At 29.3% G+C, this 25951-nt stretch carries 24 protein-coding genes; 3 read left to right on the top strand and 21 right to left on the bottom strand.

The genetic code is table 11. The features are described 5' to 3' along the window. Positions 1 to 12: 12 nt before the first annotated feature. The 7 genes from hcp to HMPREF2782_RS04080 all read right to left on the bottom strand — a co-directional run bounded on the left by hcp (position 13) and on the right by HMPREF2782_RS04080 (position 8454). Positions 13 to 1629, bottom strand: coding sequence for a hydroxylamine reductase (gene hcp / locus HMPREF2782_RS04110; protein ID WP_070641071.1), 1617 nt, complete (start codon positions 1627 to 1629; stop codon positions 13 to 15). Between the two features lie 250 nt (positions 1630 to 1879). Next, entirely contained in the window at positions 1880 to 3217 is a 1338-nt protein-coding gene (locus HMPREF2782_RS04105) for a glycoside hydrolase family 1 protein (protein ID WP_070641069.1), read from the bottom strand. Then, entirely contained in the window at positions 3204 to 4577 is a 1374-nt protein-coding gene (locus tag HMPREF2782_RS04100) for a PTS sugar transporter subunit IIC (RefSeq protein ID WP_070641154.1), read from the bottom strand. The genes HMPREF2782_RS04105 and HMPREF2782_RS04100 overlap by 14 nt, the downstream gene beginning before the upstream one ends. Positions 4578 to 4580: 3 nt before the next feature. Beyond that, positions 4581 to 5906: an alpha-L-fucosidase gene (locus HMPREF2782_RS04095; protein WP_070641067.1), complete on the bottom strand. Its 1326-nt coding sequence runs from the start codon at positions 5904 to 5906 to the stop codon at positions 4581 to 4583. Positions 5907 to 5913: 7 nt separating this feature from the next. Continuing rightward, positions 5914 to 6234 (bottom strand): PTS cellobiose transporter subunit IIB, encoded by a 321-nt coding sequence (locus HMPREF2782_RS04090; RefSeq protein WP_070641065.1) that lies wholly within the window; start codon positions 6232 to 6234, stop codon positions 5914 to 5916. Beyond that, positions 6209 to 6565, bottom strand: coding sequence for a PTS lactose/cellobiose transporter subunit IIA (locus HMPREF2782_RS04085; RefSeq protein ID WP_070641063.1), 357 nt, complete (start codon positions 6563 to 6565; stop codon positions 6209 to 6211). The genes HMPREF2782_RS04090 and HMPREF2782_RS04085 overlap by 26 nt, the downstream gene beginning before the upstream one ends. An 8-nt stretch (positions 6566 to 6573) precedes the next feature. After that, on the bottom strand, positions 6574 to 8454 hold the full coding sequence (locus tag HMPREF2782_RS04080) for a BglG family transcription antiterminator (protein WP_070641061.1): 1881 nt from the start codon (positions 8452 to 8454) through the stop codon (positions 6574 to 6576). Between the two features lie 141 nt (positions 8455 to 8595). Here HMPREF2782_RS04080 and HMPREF2782_RS04075 point away from each other — a divergent pair, with 141 nt between their 5' ends. Both HMPREF2782_RS04075 and ald read left to right on the top strand, forming a co-directional pair. After that, on the top strand, positions 8596 to 9411 hold the full coding sequence (locus tag HMPREF2782_RS04075; protein ID WP_070641059.1) for a Cof-type HAD-IIB family hydrolase: 816 nt from the start codon (positions 8596 to 8598) through the stop codon (positions 9409 to 9411). Positions 9412 to 9484: 73 nt separating this feature from the next. Further along, entirely contained in the window at positions 9485 to 10597 is a 1113-nt protein-coding gene (ald, locus tag HMPREF2782_RS04070; protein WP_004839233.1) for an alanine dehydrogenase, read from the top strand. A 38-nt stretch (positions 10598 to 10635) separates the two neighbouring features. On the opposite strand, the gene HMPREF2782_RS04065 is transcribed toward ald, so the two are convergent. The 7 genes from HMPREF2782_RS04065 to HMPREF2782_RS04035 all read right to left on the bottom strand — a co-directional run bounded on the left by HMPREF2782_RS04065 (position 10636) and on the right by HMPREF2782_RS04035 (position 16730). Next, entirely contained in the window at positions 10636 to 10980 is a 345-nt protein-coding gene (locus tag HMPREF2782_RS04065; protein WP_070641057.1) for an SdpI family protein, read from the bottom strand. 130 nt (positions 10981 to 11110) lie between these two features. Next, positions 11111 to 11683, bottom strand: coding sequence for a class II aldolase/adducin family protein (locus HMPREF2782_RS04060; RefSeq protein ID WP_070641055.1), 573 nt, complete (start codon positions 11681 to 11683; stop codon positions 11111 to 11113). A 2-nt stretch (positions 11684 to 11685) separates the two neighbouring features. Further along, complete coding sequence (gene otnK / locus HMPREF2782_RS04055; RefSeq protein WP_070641053.1) at positions 11686 to 12948, bottom strand: 3-oxo-tetronate kinase; 1263 nt, start codon at positions 12946 to 12948, stop codon at positions 11686 to 11688. A gap of 13 nt (positions 12949 to 12961) precedes the next feature. After that, entirely contained in the window at positions 12962 to 14221 is a 1260-nt protein-coding gene (locus tag HMPREF2782_RS04050; protein WP_070641051.1) for a TRAP transporter large permease, read from the bottom strand. Beyond that, on the bottom strand, positions 14214 to 14687 hold the full coding sequence (locus HMPREF2782_RS04045) for a TRAP transporter small permease (RefSeq protein ID WP_070641049.1): 474 nt from the start codon (positions 14685 to 14687) through the stop codon (positions 14214 to 14216). Before HMPREF2782_RS04045 ends, HMPREF2782_RS04050 begins: the two co-directional genes overlap by 8 nt. Position 14688: 1 nt before the next feature. Beyond that, complete coding sequence (locus HMPREF2782_RS04040; RefSeq protein WP_070641047.1) at positions 14689 to 15678, bottom strand: TRAP transporter substrate-binding protein; 990 nt, start codon at positions 15676 to 15678, stop codon at positions 14689 to 14691. An 11-nt stretch (positions 15679 to 15689) separates the two neighbouring features. Further along, positions 15690 to 16730: a zinc-dependent alcohol dehydrogenase gene (locus HMPREF2782_RS04035; RefSeq protein WP_222563136.1), complete on the bottom strand. Its 1041-nt coding sequence runs from the start codon at positions 16728 to 16730 to the stop codon at positions 15690 to 15692. 167 nt (positions 16731 to 16897) lie between these two features. Here HMPREF2782_RS04035 and HMPREF2782_RS04030 point away from each other — a divergent pair, with 167 nt between their 5' ends. Next, positions 16898 to 17632 (top strand): GntR family transcriptional regulator, encoded by a 735-nt coding sequence (locus HMPREF2782_RS04030; protein WP_070641046.1) that lies wholly within the window; start codon positions 16898 to 16900, stop codon positions 17630 to 17632. A gap of 97 nt (positions 17633 to 17729) precedes the next feature. Here the strand turns inward: HMPREF2782_RS04030 and HMPREF2782_RS04025 are convergent, their stop codons facing one another. The 7 genes from HMPREF2782_RS04025 to HMPREF2782_RS03995 all read right to left on the bottom strand — a co-directional run bounded on the left by HMPREF2782_RS04025 (position 17730) and on the right by HMPREF2782_RS03995 (position 25949). Further along, positions 17730 to 19334, bottom strand: a complete 1605-nt coding sequence (locus tag HMPREF2782_RS04025; protein ID WP_070641044.1) for an FGGY-family carbohydrate kinase — start codon at positions 19332 to 19334, stop codon at positions 17730 to 17732. A gap of 67 nt (positions 19335 to 19401) precedes the next feature. Next, positions 19402 to 20049, bottom strand: coding sequence for an L-fuculose-phosphate aldolase (locus HMPREF2782_RS04020; RefSeq protein ID WP_019118425.1), 648 nt, complete (start codon positions 20047 to 20049; stop codon positions 19402 to 19404). Between the two features lie 13 nt (positions 20050 to 20062). Further along, on the bottom strand, positions 20063 to 21211 hold the full coding sequence (locus HMPREF2782_RS04015; RefSeq protein WP_070641042.1) for a substrate-binding domain-containing protein: 1149 nt from the start codon (positions 21209 to 21211) through the stop codon (positions 20063 to 20065). 24 nt (positions 21212 to 21235) lie between these two features. Then, positions 21236 to 22213: an ABC transporter permease gene (locus tag HMPREF2782_RS04010; protein ID WP_070641040.1), complete on the bottom strand. Its 978-nt coding sequence runs from the start codon at positions 22211 to 22213 to the stop codon at positions 21236 to 21238. A gap of 1 nt (position 22214) precedes the next feature. Next, positions 22215 to 23708 (bottom strand): sugar ABC transporter ATP-binding protein, encoded by a 1494-nt coding sequence (locus tag HMPREF2782_RS04005; RefSeq protein ID WP_070641038.1) that lies wholly within the window; start codon positions 23706 to 23708, stop codon positions 22215 to 22217. Between the two features lie 18 nt (positions 23709 to 23726). Next, positions 23727 to 24155: an L-fucose mutarotase gene (fucU, locus tag HMPREF2782_RS04000; protein ID WP_019118427.1), complete on the bottom strand. Its 429-nt coding sequence runs from the start codon at positions 24153 to 24155 to the stop codon at positions 23727 to 23729. Positions 24156 to 24164: 9 nt separating this feature from the next. Further along, positions 24165 to 25949 carry an L-fucose isomerase gene (locus tag HMPREF2782_RS03995; RefSeq protein WP_070641036.1) on the bottom strand — a complete coding sequence of 595 codons (1785 nt, stop codon included), beginning with the start codon at positions 25947 to 25949 and terminating at the stop codon, positions 24165 to 24167. Positions 25950 to 25951 lie beyond the last annotated feature (2 nt).

Below are 25951 nucleotides of genomic sequence, written 5' to 3'. Positions count from 1 at the left end.
TATTTTTTCTTTTTATGCAGTAATTATTTCCAAATCTTTTTCTACATTTGTAATTGGGGAAATATTAAAATTTTCTACCAAGAAATTCACAACTGTTTCTGACAAAAATGCTGGGAGAGTTGGTCCAAGATGAATATTTTTCACTCCTAGACTTAACAAAGCCAATAAAACTATTACAGCTTTTTGCTCATACCATGCTATATTAAATTCAAGTGGCAAATCATTTACTGATTCAAGTCCAAAGGCATCTTGTAATAACAAAGCAGTTTTTACCAAAGAATATGAATCGTTACATTGACCAGCATCTAAAACTCTTGGAATTCCATTTATATCTCCAAGATTTAATTTGTTGTATCTGTATTTTGCACAGCCTGCTGTTAAAATCACATAATCTTTTGGCAATTTTTCGGCAAATTCTGTGTAATATGATCTGCCCTTGTGTCTTCCATCACATCCTGCCATTACGACAAATTTTTTAATATTTCCAGCCTTAATTTCTTTTACTACATCGCCAGCAAGTGCTTCTACTTGATTGTGAGCAAAGCCTCCAACAATTTTTGTATTTTCTAAATTTTCTGGAGCCTTGCAAGATTTTGCCATCTCAATAATTTGAGAGAAATCTTTTTTGCCATTTTCATCAGCTTTTATGTGTTTTGCACCAGGGTATCCTGCATTTCCTGTTGTAAATAACCTATCAAGATAGTCATTATCTTTTTTAAGTGGAACTATACAATTTGTTGTCATCAAAATTGGTCCGTTGAATTTTTGGAATTCTTCATTTTGGCTCCACCAAGAATTTCCATAATTGCCGTGGAAGTGGTCATATTTTTTGAATTTTGGATAGTAGTTTGCAGGTAACATTTCTGAGTGGGTGTAAATATCTATTCCCAAACCTTTTGTTTGTTCAAGTAGCATTTCCATATCATTAAGGTCGTGACCTGAAATTAAAATCGCAGGATTATCTCCAGCAGAAAAATCAACTTCTGTGATTTCTGGATTGCCAAATTTTTCTGTGTTTGCCTTATCCAAAAGCTCCATTGCCATAAGACCATGTTTTCCAGTTTCCATTGTTAAATTTATTAAATCATTAATATCTTTATCATCTTTTAAAGTTTTTTCCAAAGTTTGGGCGATAAATTTATCAACTTCTTCATTTCTATAGCCCAAAACATTTGCGTGATGATTATAAGCTGCCATTCCTTTTAAGCCATAAGTTACAAGTTCAACCAAAGACCTTTCATCTTCATTTATTATATTTAAAACTCCAACTTCAATAGCCTTTCTTCTTAGCTCATCCCTATCATCACTTGTATATTTTGCTGCATCAGATAAATTTTCAAGTTTATTTTCTTCAATTAATTTATCCTTAGCCTTTAAAGTTTTTTCTGCTTTTCTTAAAATATCTTCCTCATCAAAATTTGCATTTGTGATTGTAACAAACATATTATTTGAAATTAAATCATAATATTTAGAATCAACATTCTCTATTTTATTTAAAACTTCAGCAAGTCCTTTTGTAACATAAATTAATAAATCTTGGCTGTTTGCAGTATTTTCATTTTTTCCACAAACACCAACCTTAGTACAACCCTTGTTGCCGGCTGTTTCTTGACATTGAAAACAAAACATAATAAAATCCTTTCTTTTTTTTATCTTTCTTACATTCTTATAATACAAAATAAAAAATATTTAATCGGTAACTTATGTTACAAGAAGTTAAAATCTGGTTTTATTTTCAATTTTTATCATTAAAAAATTTTTAATTCCTAAATAGTTTTGATTGGTATGTGAAAAATTACAGTACAAAAACTTAATAAAAAAGATACTACCAATTAAGGTAGCACCTCATAAAAGTTTTTTTAATTTTAATAGAAATTTTTTAACCATAATTTTCAATGAAATTTTTGTACCAATATCCACTTTTTTTTATTTTTCTTTCGAGTGTATCAAAGTCTACGCCTATTAGTCCATATCTTTTTTGATACCCATTTGTCCATGATAGTAAATCAATTGCAGACCATACGTAATAAGCACTTATATTTATATCTTTTTTTGCTTTTAAATACTCTATTATTTCTATGTGCCTTTTTACATAATCAATTCTTTCATCATCTTCAAAACTGCCATATTTATCAGGCTGATCATCAAATCCCATTCCATTTTCAGCGATTATAATTTCCATATCTTTATACTCATTTTTAATGTGAAGTAAAAGATCTGATAAGCCTTTAGGATAAATTTCCCAATCCCATTTAGTATACTGACCTCCTGGAACTTTTATAAAATTAAATTTATCTTCAATAAATTTTGAATCCAAGTTTTCTGCTTCTATGACTCTTCTCATATAGTAATTTATGCCTAAATAATCGCCTATATTTTCTTTCATTAATTTTCTATCTTCATCTGTTATATGTGGTGAATTAAAATTACTTTTACAATATTCTAGCATATTTTTGGGATATTCCCCTATTGTCGCTGGAGAAATATACCAATCGCATAAATAATCTTTTGCAAAATTTAAAGCTTCAATATTTTTTTCATTTTTTTCTAACAAATAACATGGCATTGGGTTTAATACTATTCCAATTTTCCCACTTAATTTCATTTGTCTAAATAGTTTTATAACTCTTGCACTTGCAACATTAAAATTATGAGATACTTGAAGAGCTTCCATATAAGAATTTTTCATTTGTGGTGGATGGCTAGCTTGAACATATCCTTCTACAACTTCTGACATAGGTTCATTTATTGTTGCCCAAAGTGGAACCTTATCTCCAAATTCTTCGAATAAAATCTTTGAATAACTAACAAAGTTATCTATTACTTCTTTATTTAACCATCCGCCTTTATCCATAAGAGCTTGTGGCAAGTCCCAATGATATATTGTTACAAATGGAACAATATTATATTTTAATAGTTCATTAATTAAATTCCTATAATAATTCAATCCTTTTTCATTTATTTTACCACTTCCATTAGGTAATATGCGTGCCCAAGAAATAGAAAATCTATAAGTTTCAAGCCCAATTTCATGAAATAATTTTACATCTTCTTTCATACGATTATAATGGTCTACTGCAATATTTCCATCATAACCCAAGTCATTTTTTTCATAAAAAACATCCCAACTTGTTAGACCTTTTCCATCTTCTCTAACAGCTCCTTCAACTTGATAAGCAGCTGTTGCAGCTCCCCATAAAGTTTTATTCTTTACCAACTTCTTTTTCCTCCTTTAGTAATTGTTTCTCGTATGTTTTGAAAAATGGATACCACATCAAAATATCTAAAACAATTAAAAAAATTATCCAAAAGAAAGCTATGATACTCATAGTTGCTATAGCTGCACCTATAGGTGCTGGAGTTGTCCAAGGAACATAAGTATAAGTTTTTCCTAAAATATCTAATTTCATCACAATATATGTTAAAATTCCATTAACAGTTTGAACTCCAATAAATGGTATCGCTAATACTGGATTTAAAACAATAGGAACCCCAAAAATAATTGGTTCGTTAATGTTGAATATAGATGGTAAAATAGCTAACTTACCTAATGTTCTCATTTGTTTATCTTTACTTCTTAGCATTAAAATATTTAATCCTATAGTAGCACCTGCCCCACCTAATATCATAAAAAATGCACGGAATGGTTCAGTGTAAATAAATTCTGGTGCTAAACCTTTTGTTACAGCTTCTGCATTTGCTGCTAAATTTCCTAATTCAAAAGCTCCAACTAAACCACTTACAATTGATGAACCGTGAAGACCAACTACCCATAATAATTGAGTTACAATTGAAATCAAAAATATTCCTACTACTGAATCAACAGCAAATACAAAAGGTGAGAATAATTTCTTTATTAAATCTGGAATTAATAATCCACCAGTTAAAGATTGTACTAATAAACTAATCAAAAAAATACCAACAACATTAACTACCAAAGGAATAATTGACGCAAATGATGCTTTAACCGGTTCTGGAACAGCTTCTGGCATTTTTATAAGAAGTCCCCTATCTTGTAAAAATCTTGTTGACTCCGTTACTAACAGTCCTATAATTATTGCTGTAAAAATTCCTTCTGCTCCCAAATAATTCATTGGTAAAGCCATACTTTGTCCTTCAAGAGCTTTTTCAATAGTTTTTGATTTGTTTAATATATCTGAAAATACAACAAGATTTGAAGGTGCTGATGTTATAAGAAATGAAACTGCTGCAATAATCATTGTATTCATTGATTGCATTTTATAATGTTTAGCAAGTGAGTTTGAAATTGCCATACATACAAATAGAGCCATTAAACCCATTGATGATCTAAATAAAAGCTCTATCCCTAGACCATGTTGCATTGCCCATTGTTTCCATGCAATTAAAAATTGGAAAAATATATTTGTAGGTTTCATAGTTTCCAAATTTACAGGAGGCGATGTTACAATTAATGTCATTCCACCCAATAATGCCACAGGTGTAGCAGCTACCATTCCATCACGAATAGCTTTTAAGTGAGGTTGATTTGAAATTTTTGCACCTAAAGGAACTAATTTATCGTTTAAAAACTTATTAAATTTGTTATTTTTTTCCATTTTTTACTCCTTTTTATTTTTTCTTAAAACTATTACATCATAATTAATAATTTGATTATAATATTCATACTTATTATTTATTAAAAGTTTTCCATCACTAATTTTGCAATTATTTTCTACTCCCAATACATCTACATTCTTTCCTATTTCTTTCAAAAATTTATTTTCAATTTTAAATTCATTTTCTTTTTGAGGATTTATGAAATAATAATTAAATTTTTCATTTGTAGTACTATTAATAAATTTAAAATTTGCTCTAGTATTAAATATGGCTTCTCCACAAAATTCTAACCATCTTCCTACTTCTTTTAGCCTTTCGACCTGTAATGTTGGTATTTGCCCATCTGCTCTTGGTCCAATATTTAATAAAAAATTTCCGCCTTTAGAAACAGTTTTATATAATTTTTTAATTATTTCTTGACTTGTTAAATAGTCTTCTAGTTTTTCTAATCTATTATATCCGTATGATTTTCCTATCCCCCTACTTTCTTCAAATATATGATGTTCTTCTAAAACCTTATCATTGTATTCGGTTGAATAATAATCACCGTGCTTTCCTTCCATTCCTTTATAAAAGCGATCATTAACTACTACTTCGTCTTTTACCGGAGATTTGTTGTATAACCAGTATAAAAATTCTTTAACTTTAACTTCATCTTCCGTTAAATCCCATTCTCCACCATCGGCAAATATTAAACTAGGCTTAAATTTATTTACAATTTCATATAATTGTTTTTGCAATACTTCTTTTAAATAAACTTCCTTAGATAATCCATATTTTTTTACATCTTTCATTGGTATGAAATATCTTCCATCACATCTGTGAGATGGTACACTCTCCCAATCAATAATTGAATAATAAAGCCCAAATTTTATGCCTTTTTTTCTAATAGACTCTGACAATTCTTTTACTAAATCTCTATGAGGACCTATGTCTGCACTATTCCAATTGACTTTGTGAACATTATCTGTTTTCCATAAACAAAATCCATCATGATGTTTTGATGTGAGTACAGCATATCTGGCTCCTGAATTTTTTATTATTTCAGCAAAAGAATCAGGATCAAATAATTCAGCTTTAAAATCATATCCAAATTCCCTATACTCTTTATTTCCATAAACTTTTTTATGAAATGAATCTTTATTATCGCCATAATTTCCATAAACTGTGGCATAATACCATTCTGCATAAGAACCAAATTGTTTATCAACTACAATTTTATATGATGGAACGCTATATGGACCCCAGTGGATAAAAATTCCGAATTTTGCATTTGCGTACCAATCAGGCAAATAACGATTATCTAAATAATCCCATGAAATTTTCATTATATCCTCATTTATAAATATTTTCTAGGATAATATTTTCCATATTTTTGACACCCATAGGCGTTGGGGCATAAGCATTAAAAGGTGTTTGAGCTATAATTTTTCCAAATTCGTCAGCATTTTTCTTATATTCATCAAAATACATTCTAATTTGAGGACTCAATAATATCATAGAATATTCATCAGACTTAAAAATATTTTCACTATTTGAAATTGTAGTTGCTTCTACATATATTTCATGTCCATCCTTTTGCAATTGCTTAGTTACTTCTTTTGCCATTAAAGAACTAGATAAACCTGCATTACATACAAGAATTACTTTTTTCATATTTCCCCTCCATTTTTTGTAATTTTTTATTTAATTTTATCCACCTTTTTGCATTTTCCATTGCCATGGTAGCCATTGTAAGATGATCTTGTGCATGGACTAATATAATGTTTATTTTATTTTTTTCTCCATTTGCTTCTTCAGTGAGCATATTTGTTTGAATTTCATGGCATTTTATAAATTCATCGTTAGCTTTTTTTAATAAAGATTTAGCCTCATCAAACTTATATAATTCTGCAGCATCCATAGCTTCTGATGATAAGCTTCTGCTTTCACCTGCATGGACAATTATATTAAAAACTAACTCGTATACTTTTTGATTTTCATCCATAAAACTGCTTATTCCTCCTTTAAAAATATCTTCATAAATTTTATTTTATCGTCAGCTGTTAGCGATTCTGATATAAGATTTTTATTTGATAAGAAATTTCCCAGTTTCTCATAGTAAAATTTCATATCTCCTATATCTTTTCCGATTACCAAGCTATAAATAAGTCTAATTTTTCTACCGTTCCAATCTATCGGTTTTTTTAACATTATTATTATTGAATATGACTTTCCATCAACTTGGTCAAATATGTGTGGTATAGCAATATTATCAAAAGATGTTTGACCCATCTTCTCTCTATTTATCAACTGTTTTAAAGCTTTATTATTTGGAAAATTTGATTTTGTGGAAATTTTTTCTGCTATATATTCTAGAACTTCATCCTTGTTTTTGAATACTTTGTCTTTAACAAATATTGAGTTTGAAAATATATTGTATATCTCATCTAGATTAGAATTCTCAAATGCTAATTTCAATTTATTTAAATCACTTTTTGAAAAAATAACATCTACATATATAACTGACATATCAAATTTATCGCTAATATTTACTGATGATATGATCAAATCATATCTATCAATATCAAATTTTTTTAAATTTCTAACATCTGTTGTTGCTATGTTCTCAATATTTCCTTCAAATTGCTTCATAAGTTGTGATTTCATTATTTGAGCAGAAGAATTGCCTGATCCACATACTATAAGAATATTTTTCTTATTAGATGAATTATTACCGATTGCAGCCATTATATGTAATGCAATATATCCTATTTCGTCATCTGATAATTTTGTCATATATTTATCATTTATTATGTTTGAGCCGATTGTCGCTAACATAAAAGAAATCTTATCTTTTTTTATATCTTCAAGTATAGGATTTTTCATATTAAATCCATATTTTATCCTATATATTAAAGGTCCAAGATGTGTTGCTAAAGCAAAATAAAATTCTATGTTTGATCTGAAATCATATTTTGATACCTTATATATCTCATCTATTATATCCTGAGATAACTTTAAGATTTCTGAAGATAATTTTTCTTGATCCCTAATTGTGTTTTTTGCAATTAAGTGCATGGTTATATATACTAATTCTTGATTTGGAATTTCTATTTCTAGTTTAGCTTTTAAGCTATCAACAATTTTATTTGCAATTTTGAATTCTTCGTATGAAACAAGCTTTTTTTCTACTGATTTTGGCAATTTTACATATTCTTTTTGCTTAATTCTTAATATAGAAATATAGATATGGATAACTAAATTTTTAAAATTAACATAAGGCATATAGTAATCTTCACCAAAATCTATATTATCTATTATTTCTTGAATTTTATTAAAAAGCTCTTTATTTTCATCACCATCAAAAAGTTTTGGATCTACTCCTATTTCATTTTTTATTGCAAGTCTTATATTTTTCTCGCTACCTTCAATTTTCATTCCATAATATGGTTTTGAAATTAAATCTAGCTTGTAATTATTCAAAGTTTTTTTTATTATTGGTAAATCTTTATTTATTTGTGACTCACTTACATGAAAACTTTCAGCTAATTCATATTGCTTAATATATGAACTAGAAAATAAAAACATTCTCAAAATATTTTCGTATCTGCTATCTTTATCACCTCCACCTTGTTGAAAGTAAGCATATTTATACCAATCATTTTTTAGGAAACTTTTAAATTTATCTTGATCCTTAATTTTAAATTTAAATCCCTTCCCTGTTTTAGACTCTATTATCGCTCCCTTATCTTTAATTACTAAGTTCAATAGATCTATCTCTTTTCTTATAGTTTTTGAAGATAATTCCATTTCTTTTCCTATATCTTTAGAGGTGTGATAATCATAGTCTAAAGTTAAGTAGTCGAATATTTGTTTCATTCTTGTTTCAATCATTTAACCACCTCGTATAAACATTATAATAATTAAAAAAACAAATCTCCACACAAACATTTTCCTCATACTTATGGAAGTTTGATTTTTGAATTATATAATTTCTCTAATATAATTATAAAATAAGAGAATAAAGGAGTCATTATGAAAAAAATTATTGCAGTTGATATAGATGGTACTTTGTTAAATTCGAAAAGGCAGATTACTGAAAAAACTAAAAATGCTTTGATTAAGGCGCAAGAGCTTGGTCATATTGTTGTTATTGCATCTGGGCGTGATCCTCTTGGGGTTTATCCTTTTGCGGATATTTTGGAATTTGAAAAATATGGTGGGCTTATTTCTAATTTTAATGGTGGAAGAATTACTAATTATAAAACAAAGGATGTAATTATTAATCATCCTATGGATTTTGACCTTGCAAAAGAAATTTTGCAATTTAGCGAAAAAAATCTTTTTATGCACTATATTATTTACACTGAGGATAAAATTATTACAAGTTCTTCTAAAACTTACAAGCTTGAGGAAATTTGTCAAAAAGCCTTTACTCATTATGAAGTCATTGATGATTTGGCTTATAGTTTGGATTTTGCTCCTAATAAAATTTTGTTTTCTCAAGATCCTAACTTGATTGATGATGATGCAAAAAAATTGATGGATAAATTTTCTGATAAAACTACTCAGGTAAAATCTACTCCTTATTTTTATGAAATTATGCCAAAGGGAATTGGCAAGGGAGAAAGTCTTGTTGAAATCGCCAAATATTTTGATATGGATATGAAAGATGTGATTGCTTTTGGCGATGAGGAGAACGATCAAACCATGATTGAGATGGCAGGCCTTGGTGTGGTTATGGAAAATGGTGCTAATTTTATGAAAGAAAAAGCTGATTTTATTACAAAATCAAATGATGATGATGGAATTGCTTACTATTTGGAAAAATTTGTTTTTAATGAAAAATAATTAAAATTTTTGATTTTTTATTTGATTTGGGTATATTTTAATTGAGATATTTCGAAATATATAAGGAGGAAATATGATAATAGGAATACCAAAAGAGATTAAGGACCAAGAATCTAGAGTTGCAACTGTGCCTGGCGCTGTTGCGGAATTAGTTAAAGCTGGTCATGAAGTTTTAATTGAAAATAATGCCGGTTTAAATTCTGGTATTACAAATAAAGATTATGAAGATGTTGGCGCAAAAATTGTCGATTCAGCAAAAGACGTTTGGGAAAAATCTGATATTGTCTACAAGGTAAAAGAGCCTTTAAAAGAAGAATATAAATATTTAAGAGAAGGTTTGATTTTATATACTTATCTCCACCTTGCAAGTAATGAAGAATTAACAAAAGAATTAGTCGATAAAAAAGTTACAGGCATAGCTTATGAAACTTTAAAACTTGATAACAAATTACCACTTCTAGCTCCTATGAGTGAAATTGCTGGAAGAATGGCGGTTCAAGAAGGCGCAAGATATTTAACAAAGCCTGAAGGCGGAAGAGGAATTTTACTTCAAGGAGTTCCAGGAGTAAGACCTGCTCACGTTGTAATTGTTGGAGCTGGTACTGTTGGAGCTGGTGCTGTAAGAATTGCTGTAGGAATGGGCGCAAGAGTTACAGTTTTGGATGTAAATATTGACGCTTTGAGCAGATTACAAGATATTTTCCCAGATAAAATAGAAACACTCTATTCAAATCCTATAAATATTGAAGATTCTGTTAAAGATGCAGATTTAGTAATCTCCACAGTTTTAATTCCAGGAAGACGTGCTCCACAACTTATAAAAGAAGATATGGTAAAACAAATGAAAGATGGATCAGTAATAGTTGACGTTGCAATCGACCAAGGTGGTTCAACAGATATTACAAAAGGACATCCAACAAGCCACACCGATCCAGTTTTTGTAAAACACGGAGTAATTCATTATGCTGTTGCAAATATTCCAGGAGCAGTTGCTATGACATCAACTTATGCCCTATCAAACGCAACAACAAAATATGTAAAAACAATAGCAAATCTTGGACTAAAAAATGCCTGCGAAAAATCTCCAGAAATAATTTCTGCAGTTAATACTTACGATGGATATGTTACAAACGAAGGAATAGCAGAAGATAACGGCTACGAATATAAAGAATTAAATATAAAATAAAAATCAAATAGGGACTGTTTGAAAATGAAATAATCATTTCAAACACTCCCTTCCTTATTCACAAAATATAATTTTATTTCACTAAGCACACTAATCAAAATCAAAAAAACAATTTGGATTCCAACTAAAATCAAAACAATTTTATCATTCAAATCATATTTGTAAAAAACAAACAAGGTCATAACCATACTAATTATCCCAAAAATCAAAGACAATTTGCTAGCATAAAGATTTCCAATTTCCCAATTTTTTTCATTTTTCATAGAAAGCCTAGTCCTAAAACCAGACCATTTTGAAATTTTTTTACCAGCCTTGTTCTTTAAGAAAAAATACATAAAAAAGAAAGAAATAGGAATAATCAAACATACAAAAAATAAAAACATACCATCCTCCAAGTTTTATTACTTTACTTATACCCAAAATATACTATTTTTTAAATTTCTTAAATACATTTATAAAAAAAGAAGTAGAAAGCTCTACTTCTTTAAATTCTCTTATTTACTTATAAAATATTTATAAACTTAGCAAAAAAGCATTTTTCGCTGATTCCTCTATTTCTTCAATCATATAAAAAGCTTCTTCAATGCTTTCTCCTACTACTATCACTCCATGGTTTTCCATAACATAGGCTTTTATATTTTTATCAATACTTTTCTTTAGCTCATCAAAAAGTTCTTGACTTCCTGGATCCTTATATTTTACCCAACCCAAGTCTCCAACTTTAATTTTTAAATATGGAGTTTTACATTTTAAGTCAATAGTTTTATCTTCAGATTCTAGTATACAAGACCAATATGTTATAAAAGTACTATGAGTGTGAATTACACACTTATATTTATCATCAATATCGTATAATAATTTATGCATCGGGTATTCTTTACTTGGTTTATTTTCAGAAATAACTTTATCATTTTTTAAAACAGAAAAACTATTTTCATTCATATTTCCAAAGCATGAGCCTGTTTTTGACACATATATTATATCTTTATCTTTAAAACTAATATTTGCTGTCGAACCTGATACTTTATTTCTATCAAACAAGGCCTTAGAAACCCAAATTAAATCTTTTAAATCTTTTTCTTTCATTTTTAACCTACTATCATCTCATAAGTTTTATTGAAAAAATCTTCCTTACCAAAGTTACCTGACTTCAAAACCAGTCTTACTTTATCATTATTTACTGGCATTAAAATTGGAACTCCAGCTGCAACACTTTCACCTATATAATAAGTTTTAAAACCTAAAGTAGAAGTTGCAACTCCACTAGTTTCGCCTCCAGCTATAATAAAGTTATTAAAATCTTGGTCTAGTGCTTCTTTTGTTAATGATTCATATACTTTTTCTAAGTTTTCAGTTATTTTTTCTTGACCATATTTTTTTTGTAATTTATCCAAAGTAACAGCATCGTCACTACTATAAAACATTACTTTATCATCAACTTCTTTTAATAGTTTTTCTATATAGGTACCCGGTTCTTTCATTAGACTATCAATATCTATTTTGACCTTCTTAAATTTAAAATTATCAATTTGCTTTAGGGTCATTTTTGAGCAAGATCCTACTATATAAATTATTTTTCCTTTATTTTTGCTTTCTAAATCAAATTTATTTATATCTTTTTCTCTTTTGATTTTTTTAGAAATCGCAGTATTTAATCCACTTCCACCAGTTAGTAATTTTAAATCACCAAAAGCATCTATAATAAGATCATCATCGCCTTCTTCATAGTAATCTGGAACAAGATAATACTTTTCTTTTTCATCTTTTTTGGATTCAAATATTTTAGTTATTTCTTCTTTTCCCTTATTTAAAAAGTCTCTAGAAATATTTATTGTTTTATACTTACCTTGATCTTTCATAAGTTCGCTAATTCTACTATCCCACATAGGATTTAAAGGATGATCTTTCATATGACTTTTATGAAGCTCCAGACCATCCACATATAACTTGCCATCTTTTATTTCTCTTCCATTTACTGGCAAGGCTGGTTCCAAAATTGTATATTTTTGATCCATTTTTTCTAATAAAAAATCTGTAATAGGTCCTATATTTCCTTTTGGTGTAGAATCAAATGTAGAACAATATTTATAAAATATTTTTTCAGTATTTTTATTACATAGATACTCATATGCCTTATCTACTTTTTCTAAGGCTAAATCTTTTCTCTCGCTTCTGATTTTTAATGCTATTACAAGTACCGCATCTTTATTTAGAATAGTATTTAAATTTTCATCATTTTCATCAGGCACTCCATTACTTAAAACTGTCCTGATTTTATTTTCTGCAAAAAATGAGGCTGCATCGCTAGCACCAGAAAAGTCATCTGCTATTACACCTAATAATATACTCATCTAATCCTCCTTCTTAACTTAATGTTAGTATAGGGAATAAGGCTACAAAAATTGCGACAGCAATCATAATAAACCAAAATGGCATTAATGATTTTGAAATCTTTTCTATTGATATTTTTGATATATTACTTACAACATATAAGGCTGTTCCAACAGGGGGAGTTAGTAAGCCAACTGTTAGTAAAATTACCATAAAAACACCAAATTGCACTGGATTTATTCCAATTGAACTAGCTATAGGATATAAAATTGGTGATAACATCATTATTGCAGGGCTGCTATCGATAAACATTCCTACAATTAATAGTAAAATCGACATCAATAGTATCAACGCTAACTTGTTATCAGTTAGAGATATTATATACATTGAAACTCTTTGAGGAATTTCATTTGATGCTAAAAACCAAGTTAATGCACTTGTTGCACATATAATTAGAGTAATTGCTGCAGTAGATAAAGCTGCATCAAGACATATAGATTTTAAATCTTTTAATTTTATATCTTTATATACAAAAATACTAATTATTAGTGCATACACTGATACAATTGCTCCACCTTCTGTTGGAGTAAATATTCCTCCTCTGATTCCTACAATTATAATTATAGGCATAAATAGTGCAAAAATAGAATCCTTAAATTTTTTTATTTTTTCTTCCTTACTAATATTATTTTCTTTGGGGTAATTGTTTTTTGTTGCAACAAAGTGGCAATATAGTAAAAAACATAAGCCTATTAAAACACCAGGTATTAATCCTCCCATAAATAAATCACCTATTGATGTTTGAGTGCTGACTCCGTATACAATTAAAGCAATACTTGGGGGAATTATCAATCCAATACTTCCTGATGATGCAATTACTGCTGCAGAAAATCCTTGATCATAATTTCTATCTTTCATTTCTGGAAATAGTATTGAACCTAAAGCCGCAGTATCCGCTACTCCCGATCCTGAGATACCTCCCATAACTATTCCAGTTACAGTTACGACCTTTGCCAAAGCCCCTCTTGATTTATAAAAAATTACCAAAGCAAAATCTATTAATCTTTTGGTAATAGTACCTTTACTCATTATTGACCCTGCAAACATAAACAATGGTATAGCCATCAAAGAAAATGAATCAATTGCTGTAAAAAATCTTTGAGAAATTAAAGCTAAAGGTTCTTGTTGAATAATTAAACCTGATAAAGTAGATAAAATTATTGCGAATCCAACTGGCAATCCTAAAAATAAGAATACTAGGAATATTAAAATCAGCAAAATATTATTAATCATTATCTGCCATCCCTTCCTTTGTAAATATTTTCTCAACGGAGAATATACTGATTAGTACACCTGAAACTGGTATTACTAAATAAACTAAAAACATGGGAACTCCTAATGTAGCAGAGCTTTGATGAACTCCTAGATTCATTAAAACAATTCCTCCATATGTAATTATTATTCCAATAATACAAGTTAAGCTATAATTTAACCTAGAAACTATTTGTTTTCTATCTTCACTCATTCTATCTGTTAAAATACTTAATGCTATATGACTTTTAGTCCTAACCGCATCAGCTATTGCTAAAAATGATATCCAAACAAATAAATATCTTGACAACTCTTCTGACCAAACAAGAGGACTATTAAATATATATCTTGATATAACTTGAAGAAAAATAATTAAAGTCATTGCAAATATAGCTGCAGATAAGAAAATATTTATTAACTTTTGGATTAAGTCTAAAGTTTTTTTCATACTAATTTCCTTTGCTTTCTAAAATCTTTTGATATAATTCTTTATCAATTGAATTTGCATATTTCTCTGCTATTGGCATAGCTTTACTTCTAAATGATTCCCTATCAGGTTCAGTAACTTTCATACCATCTTCTTGCATTTGTTTTAACATTTCATCTGTAACTTTTTTAACTTCTTCATTTTGATATTCTGCCGCTACTTTAGAAGCATCTTTTATTATTTTTCTATCATCTTTATTTAAAGATTTCCAAGTTGATTCACTAAATGAAAATGTTACATATTCATATTTATGTGCTGTTAATGATATATTAGATTGAACTTCTTGCATCCTTCCACTAAACATAAACGGAATAGGATTTTCTTCAGCTTCAATTACGTTTTGACTCAAAGCAGTATAAACTTCACCCCAAGCCATTGTTGTTGGAGATGCTCCTAAGCCTTCCCAAACAACTTTCATAGCTTCAATTTCTGGAATTCTGATTTTTAATCCTTTAATATCGTCAACATTTTTTATTTCTTTGTTTGAACTAATATGTCTAGGACCCCTATCCCAAAAATCTAAAACTCTTATTCCAGATTTTTCTCTTAATCTGTCACACATTATTTGACCAACTTCACCGTTTACTACATTTTTATAATGGGTTTCATCGTCAAAAATATAAGGTATCTCTAATAAATTGAAAGAATGTTCAAAGTTACTTAGTACTCCTGCTATTAATCCTATATCAATAGATCCTATTTGCATTCCCTCAACTATATCCCTATCTCCACCTAAGGTTGAGTTTGGATAAATTTTAACTTCTATTTTACCATCAGAATTTTTTTCAACTTCTTCTTTAAATTTCAAACTAGCTTTATGCCATAAATCAGATTCAGATTGAATATGGCATAGCTTTAATACTTTAACATCTTTTTCTTTATTTCCACAAGAAACAAAGAAAAGTGATAAAAATATTACTACTAAACTATAAAGAGCATGTTTCTTTTTCATAATTAACCCCTTCATTTAAGGTTCATATCGATTAAAATTTTTACAGTATCTTCTGTCCTATCTCTTAATAATTCTAATGCATCTTGACTTTCATCTATAGGATATTTTTTAGTTACAAAACTTTCCCAGCCTATGTCATTATTAATTAGTTCAATTGCCTCTTCAAAATCTTTACTTGTATAGGTCATAGCTCCTATTAATTTTAGTTCTTTAAATACTAAATCATAACTATAATATGGTATATCATCTGTTATCATTGCAACTAAAACTATTTGTCCTCTTTTCTTTGCAATCTTACCAGCTTCAGTTAAAATTTTTGTATAACCTGTACTTAGCAAAATATTTTCGCAACCTTCATTATTGGTAATACTTGAAACTTTTTCTACCATATTTTCTTTTGAAGGATTAATAATATAATCAGCACCATTTTCTTTAGCTTCTTTTAAAGTAAATTCATCCAAATCAACACAAATTATATTTTTATAAAGATTTTGTCTTTTCGCTACTTTTAATGCCAACAATCCAATGCTACCCATACCAATTATTGTTAAAGTATCACCATGACTTTCAAATCTATTTAATGCGTGAATTGAAACTGCTGCAGGCTCTGCCAAAACTGCACTTTCATAACTTGCTTCATCTTTAACCTTGTGAACATACTTTTCAGGAGCATTAAAATATTCTACAAATGTACCAGTCCAATCACCTGTTCCTGGTGCAGATTTATTTAGACATAAATTAACAAGACCTTTTTCACAGTATTCACAATGCCCGCATCCCTTATGAGGTTCAACAGTAACCTTATCACCTAATTTAAATTCATTTACATTTTTACCAATCTCTACAACATCACCAACAACTTCATGACCCAAAACTACAGGAGGTTTTCTAAATGGATGCTTACCTTTGAATAAGTGTAAATCTGATCCACAAACTCCAGCATATTTTACTTTTATTAAAACCTCATCATCTTTTATTTCAGGAATATCATTTTCTTTTATTTCAATTTTTCCTGTATCAACTAACACTGCTGCTTTCATTTTTTTTGACATATTTTCCTCCTTATATTATCATTTAACTATATTCTAAATAAAAAAATCGTTTTCATCAAAAAATAATCTTTATATCTTCTATAACTTATTTTTGCATATTAAAATAATCTAGATTTACTTAAATAACATTATTTGCTTATAAATAAAAACAATAAGAAGGAGGAAATATGAAAGAAAAATTTGATAAATATATAAATAAAAATCCTTTTACTAACTATTCTGATCTGACTTATAAAATATTATCAGAACAAATTATAAAACTAAAAATAAAACCTGGAACAATTTTAAATGAATCTAATATATCCAACAATTTAAATATTTCAAGAACTCCTGTAAATTCAGCCATAAAAAAATTAATAAAATCTGGTTTGGCTACAAAAGATGACAATGAAAAATTTACAAAAGTTTCAGAATTAAATATGTATCATTTAAATCAATATTATAATTCTAGAATGGCAATAGAACCATATTGTGCTATGATAGCAGCAAAAAATTTTGATGATAAACAAATTGAAAAACTCGAAATTTTAACTTCAAATATAAAAAAATCTTGCGATATTGATAATTTAAGCTCAGACTTGATAAATAAATATATTGAAAATGAAATAGAATTCCACAAGTTCATTGTTATAGGAAATGAAAATAAGTACCTAAATCAAATGTTTAAAGTTACATTCGATATCGGTCTAAGATATAGGTACTATATGCTAAATTTTATAGCAAAAAACCAAAAAAATATAAATATTAAAGAATTTTTACAAGATAGCATAAAATTTCATGAATCAATCTTTTTCTCAATTAAACACCATCTATCAACAATTGCTTACGATCAAATGAAAGAAGATATAAACAGAATGATACCGCTTATTCTTGACTCTAATTTTTATATTTTTGCTAAATAAATATTTAACTTAAATAAAATTTAATTTAATAAAAAAGATGCCCTTCTTAACTGAATAATTCTTTAAAGAAGGGCATATTCATATAAAATTTTTATAACTAAATTCTATTATCATCAGCAAATCTTTGAATAGGCAAATATTTTTTGTAATCATTTAAAAATTTGTCAAAGCTTTTTATTATTTTATCATCAGCAAGCTCGGTATATTTTGATTGATTTGCAAACAAAAACTTTTCCAAAAAATCATCCAATGATTTGTAATCATCTTTTTTATCCATATACATAGCTAAGCAAGCCATTCCCCAACAACCGCCTTCACTTGCAGATTTGTATATGGAAACATTTGTATTTAAAGCTGATGCAACAATTTTTTGCATAACTTTTTTTGTTTTAAAAACGCCTCCATGAGCATACATTTGTTTTATTTGTATATTTTCTTTTTCCGTCAGTATATCTTGACCAATTCTAATACTTGCCATAATGGAGTAAAGATTTGCCAATATAAATTTTGAAAGGCTTGGAGTATTAGACTTATCTCTAATTATCATTGGTAAGCCATCAAGCACCTTATTAATAGGTTCTCCTGATAAATAATTAAAAATAGTAAAACCACATTCATCATCAACTGCTTCCAAGGCTTTATTGAATAAATAGGAATATATTCCTCCTTTTTCAGAAAAATCAATTTTTAAATCTAAAGCAAATTCTTTAAAAATATTTAACCATCCATCAAAATCAGCTGTACCATTATTACAATGAACCATAGCAACTGGTTTGCCATCTGGTGTTGTAACCAAGTCTATTTCTTTATAATATTTTTCTAATTGATGATCCAAAACTATCATAGAAAATATAGACGTACCAATAGAAATATTTCCTGTATTTTCTCTAATAGTATTTGTTGCGATCATACCAGTCCCTGCATCGCCTTCTGGTGGACAAAAATTTATTGACGCCTTTAAATCTCCATCAATATCTAATAATTTCGCTCCTTTTTCTGTAAGCTTTCCTGCACACTCCCCTGCAACCATAACTTTTGGCAAAATATCTTGCAATTTTATTCCAAGATTTTTAATCTCATCTAAATCATTTGTTTTTTTCAAAAAATCTTTATTATAATTTAAGCTATCATCCACAGGAAATATTCCAGAAGCATCTCCTATGCCTACAACTTTCTTGCCCGTTAGCAAATAATGTATATATGATGATAGGGTACAAATATAATCAACATCTTTTACAAAATTTTCTTTATTCAATATAGCCTCATAAAAATGAGCAAAAGACCATCTATGAGGAATATTATATTCATAAAGTTCACTCAAAAACAAACTTGCCTTGTCGGTATTAGTATTTCTCCAAGTTCTAAAAGGAGTAAGTAAATTCATATTTTTGTCAAAAGCCAAAAGTCCATGCATCATCGCAGAAATTCCAATGGCTTTAAAATTTGAAATTTTATAGCCATACTCTTTAAAAATATTTTCCTTTAAATTTTTAAATGAACTTTGAAGCCCCTTTGTCAACAAATCAAAATCATAAGTCCAATAGCCATTTTCAAATTTACTTTTCCATTCATATATTCCATTAGAAATTATTTTTGCTCTATTATCAATCGCTATAGCTTTTATCCTAGTAGATCCAAGCTCAATTCCCAAATAAATATTATTTTCTTTAACTTTTTCCAAAAATAAATCTTTATCGTACATTTCCCCCTCCACAAATAAAAGCTGCTGCCAATAAAATTAAAATTTTATATAGCAACAGCTAATTTAATTATTCTTTTACTTGTCCATATTCTTTAAATTTAACAAGCATTTTTGTCATTTCATCGTCATCTAAAATAACAGGTTTTCCAATAGATTTTGCCATGTAATATATTTTTGCACAATACTCAACTTCATCAATTATATTAAAGGCATTCGCAAGCGAATAAGAGCCAGATAATATTCCGTGATTTGCAAGTAAAACTGCATATCTATCTTTCATAGCTTCATAAGCATTTTCTGCTAATTCTTTTGTACCAAATGTTGCATACTCTGCACACTTTACATCAACTCCTGCAACAGCTATCATATAATGAGCAGGTGGCAAAGTTTCTCTTAAAGTTGCTACAACGGTACTATAAGTTGTATGTGCATGAATAACTGCTGTTATATCATCTCTATTTTTATATTGGATTGCATGCATATACCATTCGCTTGAAGGTTTTTTATCCCCTTCTAAAATAGTACCATCTAGTTTCATAGTTACTATATCTTCTACTTTAATATCAAAAAAATCAATTCCTGAAGGAGTAATCAACATTTTTTCTTCTGATGGAATATATACACTTAAATTTCCACCTGTTCCTTTAGTTAATCCTACTTCTACTAATTTTTTTCCATATTCAATTAACTCTTGTTTTAAATTTTCATGTGACATTTTTTTTCCTATTTTATTCGTATAGTAGTGATTTTACTTCTTTACTATCAATATTTTCAGCGTTATACCAAACTGCTCCTGTATCAATATCTTCTACTTTTTCACCTTTTGAAGCTTTAACTGCAAGCTCAACTGCTTTGTATCCTATAGAAATTGGATCTTGTGTAATTGAACCAAATAAAACACCTTTTTTGATTGCGTCGATTTGGATTGCACCAGAGTCAAAACCAACTCCTATAATTTTATCTTTTCCAAGTTTTCCACCAACAGCATTGTCAGCATTTATAATAGATTTTGCTGCAAATTCGTTAGAACCGTAAATTGCTATTAAGTCTTCTTTGTTTAATAAAGTTTGTGCTTGAGTTTGTCCTTCTGCATCAGTTACATTAGCTGGAACTGCTAAATCTATTACTAAAGCAGCATCTTTTTCTTTTACATCATTTGCAAATTTATCATTACCTACAACTGCGATTTTATCTTTTAAATTGTCAAGTTTTGAAGCTTGTTCAACCATTTTATCGATAAAACCTTTTGTTCTATCACTAATTGATGCTGAGTTTACTTCTTGAGATACAACTCCAACTCTTACTTTTTTATCAACTGAAGCTTTTTTCAATTTTGCTTCTATTTCTGGATATAATTTATCAGCTGCCATTGCTGAAGCTGCTATATTATCTGTAGCTGCTGTAGCTTGAATTGTTCCTTCTGGAGCATTTGGAACACCAGAATCAAATCCAACTACTGGAATTTTATCATCTTTAGCTTGTTTTAATAAATCAATTGAAGCTTTTGTATCTAAAGCAGCGTATGCTATAGCTGCTGGTTTTTTGTTTACAGCATTAGCAAACATTTGTACTTGTTCTTGAACAGCTGTTTCATTTTCTGGACCTTGGAAAGTAATTTCTGCATTTAAGTCTTTTGCAGCATTTTCAGCTCCAGTGTTTACAGCTTTCCAAAATTGATGTTGGAATCCTTTAGCAACTACTTCTACTTTTATTTTTTCGCCATCACTTGCTTGTTCTTTTTCATTAGAAGCCTTTTCAGTTTCTGTTGGTGCGTTACTAGCATTATTTTCTGCTGGTTTTGCTTCATTTGAGCCACAAGCTGCCAACAAAAGTGCAGCTGACATTAAAATACTTACCTTTTTAATTTTTTTAAACATAAATTTCTCCTTATTTAATAAAATTTATTTTTCTTTACGATTTCTAATTACGTCTAGGTAAACAGCTATTAACAATACAATTCCTGTAATTAATATTTGATAGTGTGATTGAAGTCCAATAAATGGTAGACCTACTTTTAAAACTGTCATTATAAACACACCAATCATTGTTCCTAGAATAGTTGCTTTTCCACCTGCCAATGATGATCCACCTATTACTGAAGCAGCAATAGCATCTAGTTCGAATCCAACACCTTCGCCTGGCATTATTGTTGTATATGTAGCAGAATATGCAATTCCTGCAAGACCAGCGAAGAACCCACAAAGTACAAATGAAAGCATTATATATTTTTCTGTATTAATTCCTGAAAGTCTTGCTGCTTCTTCATTTGAACCTATGGCTAGTAAATACCTACCAAATTTTGTCTTTCTTAATATTACTGACATTAAGATTGCAACCAAAGCTACAACGATTATTCCAACTGGAAATCCACTTCCTAATTTGAAAATTGATTTATACCAACCATCAGCTGCATCTCTTAATGGATAATTTACAGTTTGCACTTTTGTAAAAATTGAACCTAAACCTACAGCAATCATTTGTGTAGCTAAAGTTGTTACAAAAGGATTAATTTTTGCTTTTGTTATCAACAGACCATTTATTAAACCAAATATTAAACCAATAATTATTGATATAATTAATGCAACTATTATTGGAAGTCCCATTTTTATTGAAATAAATCCTGCAATAAGAGCTGAAGTATTCATTACAGCTCCGATAGACATATCAAAAGCTCCCGTTGCTATTGTAAATGTTACACCTATTGCCAAAAAACTTAGATAATAACTAGAATCAAAGATACTAGCAAGTGTAGTTGTTGAACGAAAAGCCGTACTTTTTATATAAAAGAATATGTACAGTATGGCCAAAACTATCATGGCTATACCCTGTTGGGTGCCGAATATCGATTTTTTTCCTTTATTTTCTTTTTTTATTTTCATACTAATCCTCCACAGATGCTAATTCTAATATCTTTTCTTGGCTAGCATCTTCTATTTTCAATTCTCCTGCTTTTTTACCTTCAGCCATAACGATAATCCTATCGCTAAGTCTTAATATTTCATCCATTTCTGATGAGATAACAATTATAGATTTCCCTGCCTTAGCTAGTTTATTTATAATCTTATATATTTCATTTTTTGCACCAATGTCTATACCTTTAGTAGGTTCATCAAATATTAAAATTTCAGAATCTCTTACTAGCCATTTTGCAACTATTACTTTTTGTTGATTACCTCCAGAAAGTGTCTTTACAACTTGATCAGATGAAAAACATTTTATGTTTAAGGATGTTACAAAGCTATCGCTAACTTCTTCTATTTTTTTATCATCAATAATTTTATTTTTGATAAAATCATCAATAGCACAAATTGAAATATTATCTTTTATTGGAAAACCAGTAATTACTCCGTCAACTCTTCTATCTTCTGACAAATATCCTATACCATGTTTTGCTGCATCCTCAGTATTTTTTATATTAACTTTTTTGTTATATAATAAAATTTCTCCTGAGTCTAATTTATCTGCACCAAATATAGCTCTTGCAACTTCTGTTCTTCCAGAGCCCATTAAGCCTGCCATTCCAAGAATTTCTCCTTTTTTTAAAACAAAACTTACATCTCTAATTTTTTTGCCTCTGTTAAGATTTTTTACTTCAAGAACAACTGCTGCATTATCTGCAATACTTGATTTTGTTTTTGGTTCAACATAAGAAACTCTACCAACCATCATATTGATAAGTTCATCTCTACTTGTTTCTTTAGTATTTACAGTTCCTACATATCCACCATCTCTTAGAACAGTAATTCTATTAGATATTTTTCCTATTTCATCCATCCTGTGTGAAATATAAATTATTCCAACGCCCTTTTTTTGTAAGCGATCAATAACTTTAAATAAATGTCCAATTTCTTCTTCTGTTAATGATGATGTAGGTTCATCAAATACAATAACATTTGCATTTAAAGATATAGCTTTAGCAATTTCTGTCATTTGTTGGATACCAACTGGCAACTCTCCAACTACAGTTCTAGGATCTACGTCAACTTCAAGAATTTTGAAAAGCTCTTTTGATTTTTCAATCATCTCTTTGTCGTTTATGATCTTACCATTCATAGATTCTCTTCCAATAAATATATTTTGTGCTACTGTAAGATCATTTAGCATATTTAATTCTTGATGAACTATCGCAATTCCTACTTCTTGTGCTTGTTTAGTATTGTCAAATTTAACATCTTTTCCTAGATAAGTCACTGTTCCACTTTCAAGTGAATAAACACCTGTAAGTATTTTCATTAAAGTTGATTTTCCAGCTCCGTTTTCTCCCATCAAGGCATGAACTTCGCCAGATTTCAACTCTAAGTTTACATTATTTAAAGCCTTAACATTTCCAAAAGTTTTGGTAATATTTTGCATTTTTAATAAAACTTGTTCCATAAATCCTCCGAATTTATTTTATTTTACTACACCTTTTTTGAGGATTATGTTAGCATAAAGAGCTGTTTCGCCAGTATGAACTACTGCAAAAGCTTCTTTTGCTCTTTCGTAGAATTTAAATCTTTCTATATTTCCTATAGTATAATTTTCTTTAGATTCATCTAATACTTTTTTATAATCTTCCCATATTTCAGGCTTATAAGTATCGCCCGGAGTTACTTCCATTAAGAAAACTTGTTCATCTGAATAATCAGTATCAAGAGGGAAAAGAACTAATATAGATTTTAATAAATCCGTAACTCCGGTACTATCACATCTAACAACTTTATCGTTAATTCTTTCAGATGGAAAATTTCCATCTGAAAGAACTATTTCATCGCCATGTCCCATTTCATCTAGAACTTTTAAAAGCTCTGGCGAAATATTTTTTGGAATATTTTTTAGCATTGCTTGCTCCTAACCTTTGTATAGTGGTCCAAAATATTCACAAGCTCTATAATCTACACTTTCAAGATCTTTTGTACCAAATCCATTAAATGTTTGTGGTCTAAATACATCTTTATCTTCAACGTTGTGTAATGAAACTGGAATTCTTAACATACTTGCTAAAGTTATGAAGTCTGCTCCTACGTGTCCATAAACTGTTGCACCGTGATTTGCTCCCCAGTTTGCCATTACTTTATATACTGATTCAAATCCTTCCATGCCTAAACGTGGTGCAAACCATGTAGTTGGCCAGGTTCTATCTGTTCTATCTTCTAGAATTTGTGATTCTTTATCTGGAAGATTTACTGTATATCCTTCAGCAATTTGAATTGTTGGACCAACGCCTTCTACCATATTAACTCTTACCATAGTAACTGGCATTTCTGCATTTGTTCTAAAGTGTGATGAGAATCCGCCGCCTCTAAAATATTGGTGGTTTGCTTGACACCAATCTGTATTATCAAGCATTGCTTTTATATCTTCATCTTTTAAATCCCAGAAATGTTTCATTATAGAATTTCCGTCTTCATCTTTTGCAGCTCCTGTTGCATCTAAGCAAGTAGCTCCTGAATTTATTAAGTGGATAATTCCATCTTGACCTTTTCCTTCTAATTGATAGCCTGTAACTCTTTTAACAGAATCTTTTGACCAATATGTTCTAACATCTGAGAATATTGGAGCTCTGTTTGTTAAAAGTGTTCCAAATAACATTGCAACTCCATTTAATGTATCATTTTCTGTTGCGAATGCTGTTGGAGCTTTTGGTCCATTCCAATCAAAAGTTGATGCCATAATTGATTCTGTAAAGTCAGCATTTGGTAACCAATCTGTCCATTGTCTTTGGCCTTGGAATCCTCCTGCTATAGCATTTTTACCTAGTGCTTCTTCTGACCAACCAATTTCTGCAAGCTTTGGATTTCCAAATAAAATATCTCTTACTATTAGGGCATGTTTTAAACAGAAATCCCATTCTTCTTCGTAAGGTACAACTTTAGATCTCATTAGATTTTCTTGTAAATCTAATGTTTCATTTATATTAAATCCTTCTTTAATATATTCTTTTTGCCATTTTTTTGCTTTTTCAAATTCTTCATGATCATAAATTCCTAGTTTCATTCTTCTAAGAATTTCTGTCATATCTACCCATTCAGTTCTCATTCCCAAATAATTTTGGAAGAAAAGTGCGTTTGCGTCAGAACCTGCTATACCCATAGAGATTGCACCAATATTTACATAAGCCTTATCTCTCATTTGTCCAACAGCGATAGCAGCTCTTGCAAATCTTAGAATTTTTTCTTTTACATCATCTGTTATTGAATTATCATCTGCTTCTTGAACTTCTGAGCCATAAATTGAAAATGCAGGAAGTCCTCTTTGTGCATAAGCTGACATTACTGCTGCAAGATAAACAGCTCCTGGTCTTTCAGTTGCGTTTAATCCCCAAACAGCTTTGAGTGTTTTTGGATCTAAATCCATTGTTTCTGTACCATAGCACCAGCAAGATGTAACGCTTAAAGTTGCTACAACATTTTCTGTTGAAAATTGCTCAGCACATTGTTTTGCCTCATAAGATCCGCCTATAGTTGTATTTGAGATTACACATTCTACAGGATCTCCATCAGCATATCTTAAATTAGATTCAATTAATTCTTTTGCAAGATGTGCCATATTCATTGTTTGTTCTTCAAGGCTTTCTCTAACGCCTCCCCATCTTCCGTCGATTATAGGTCTAATACCAATTCTTGGATGTGTCATAT

The organism is Anaerococcus sp. HMSC068A02, assembly GCF_001811125.1.
In the GTDB taxonomy this organism is placed as follows: domain Bacteria; phylum Bacillota; class Clostridia; order Tissierellales; family Peptoniphilaceae; genus Anaerococcus; species Anaerococcus vaginalis_C.
Note: the sequence above shows the minus strand (reverse complement) of the source record. Positions and strands in the feature narration are given on the sequence as shown.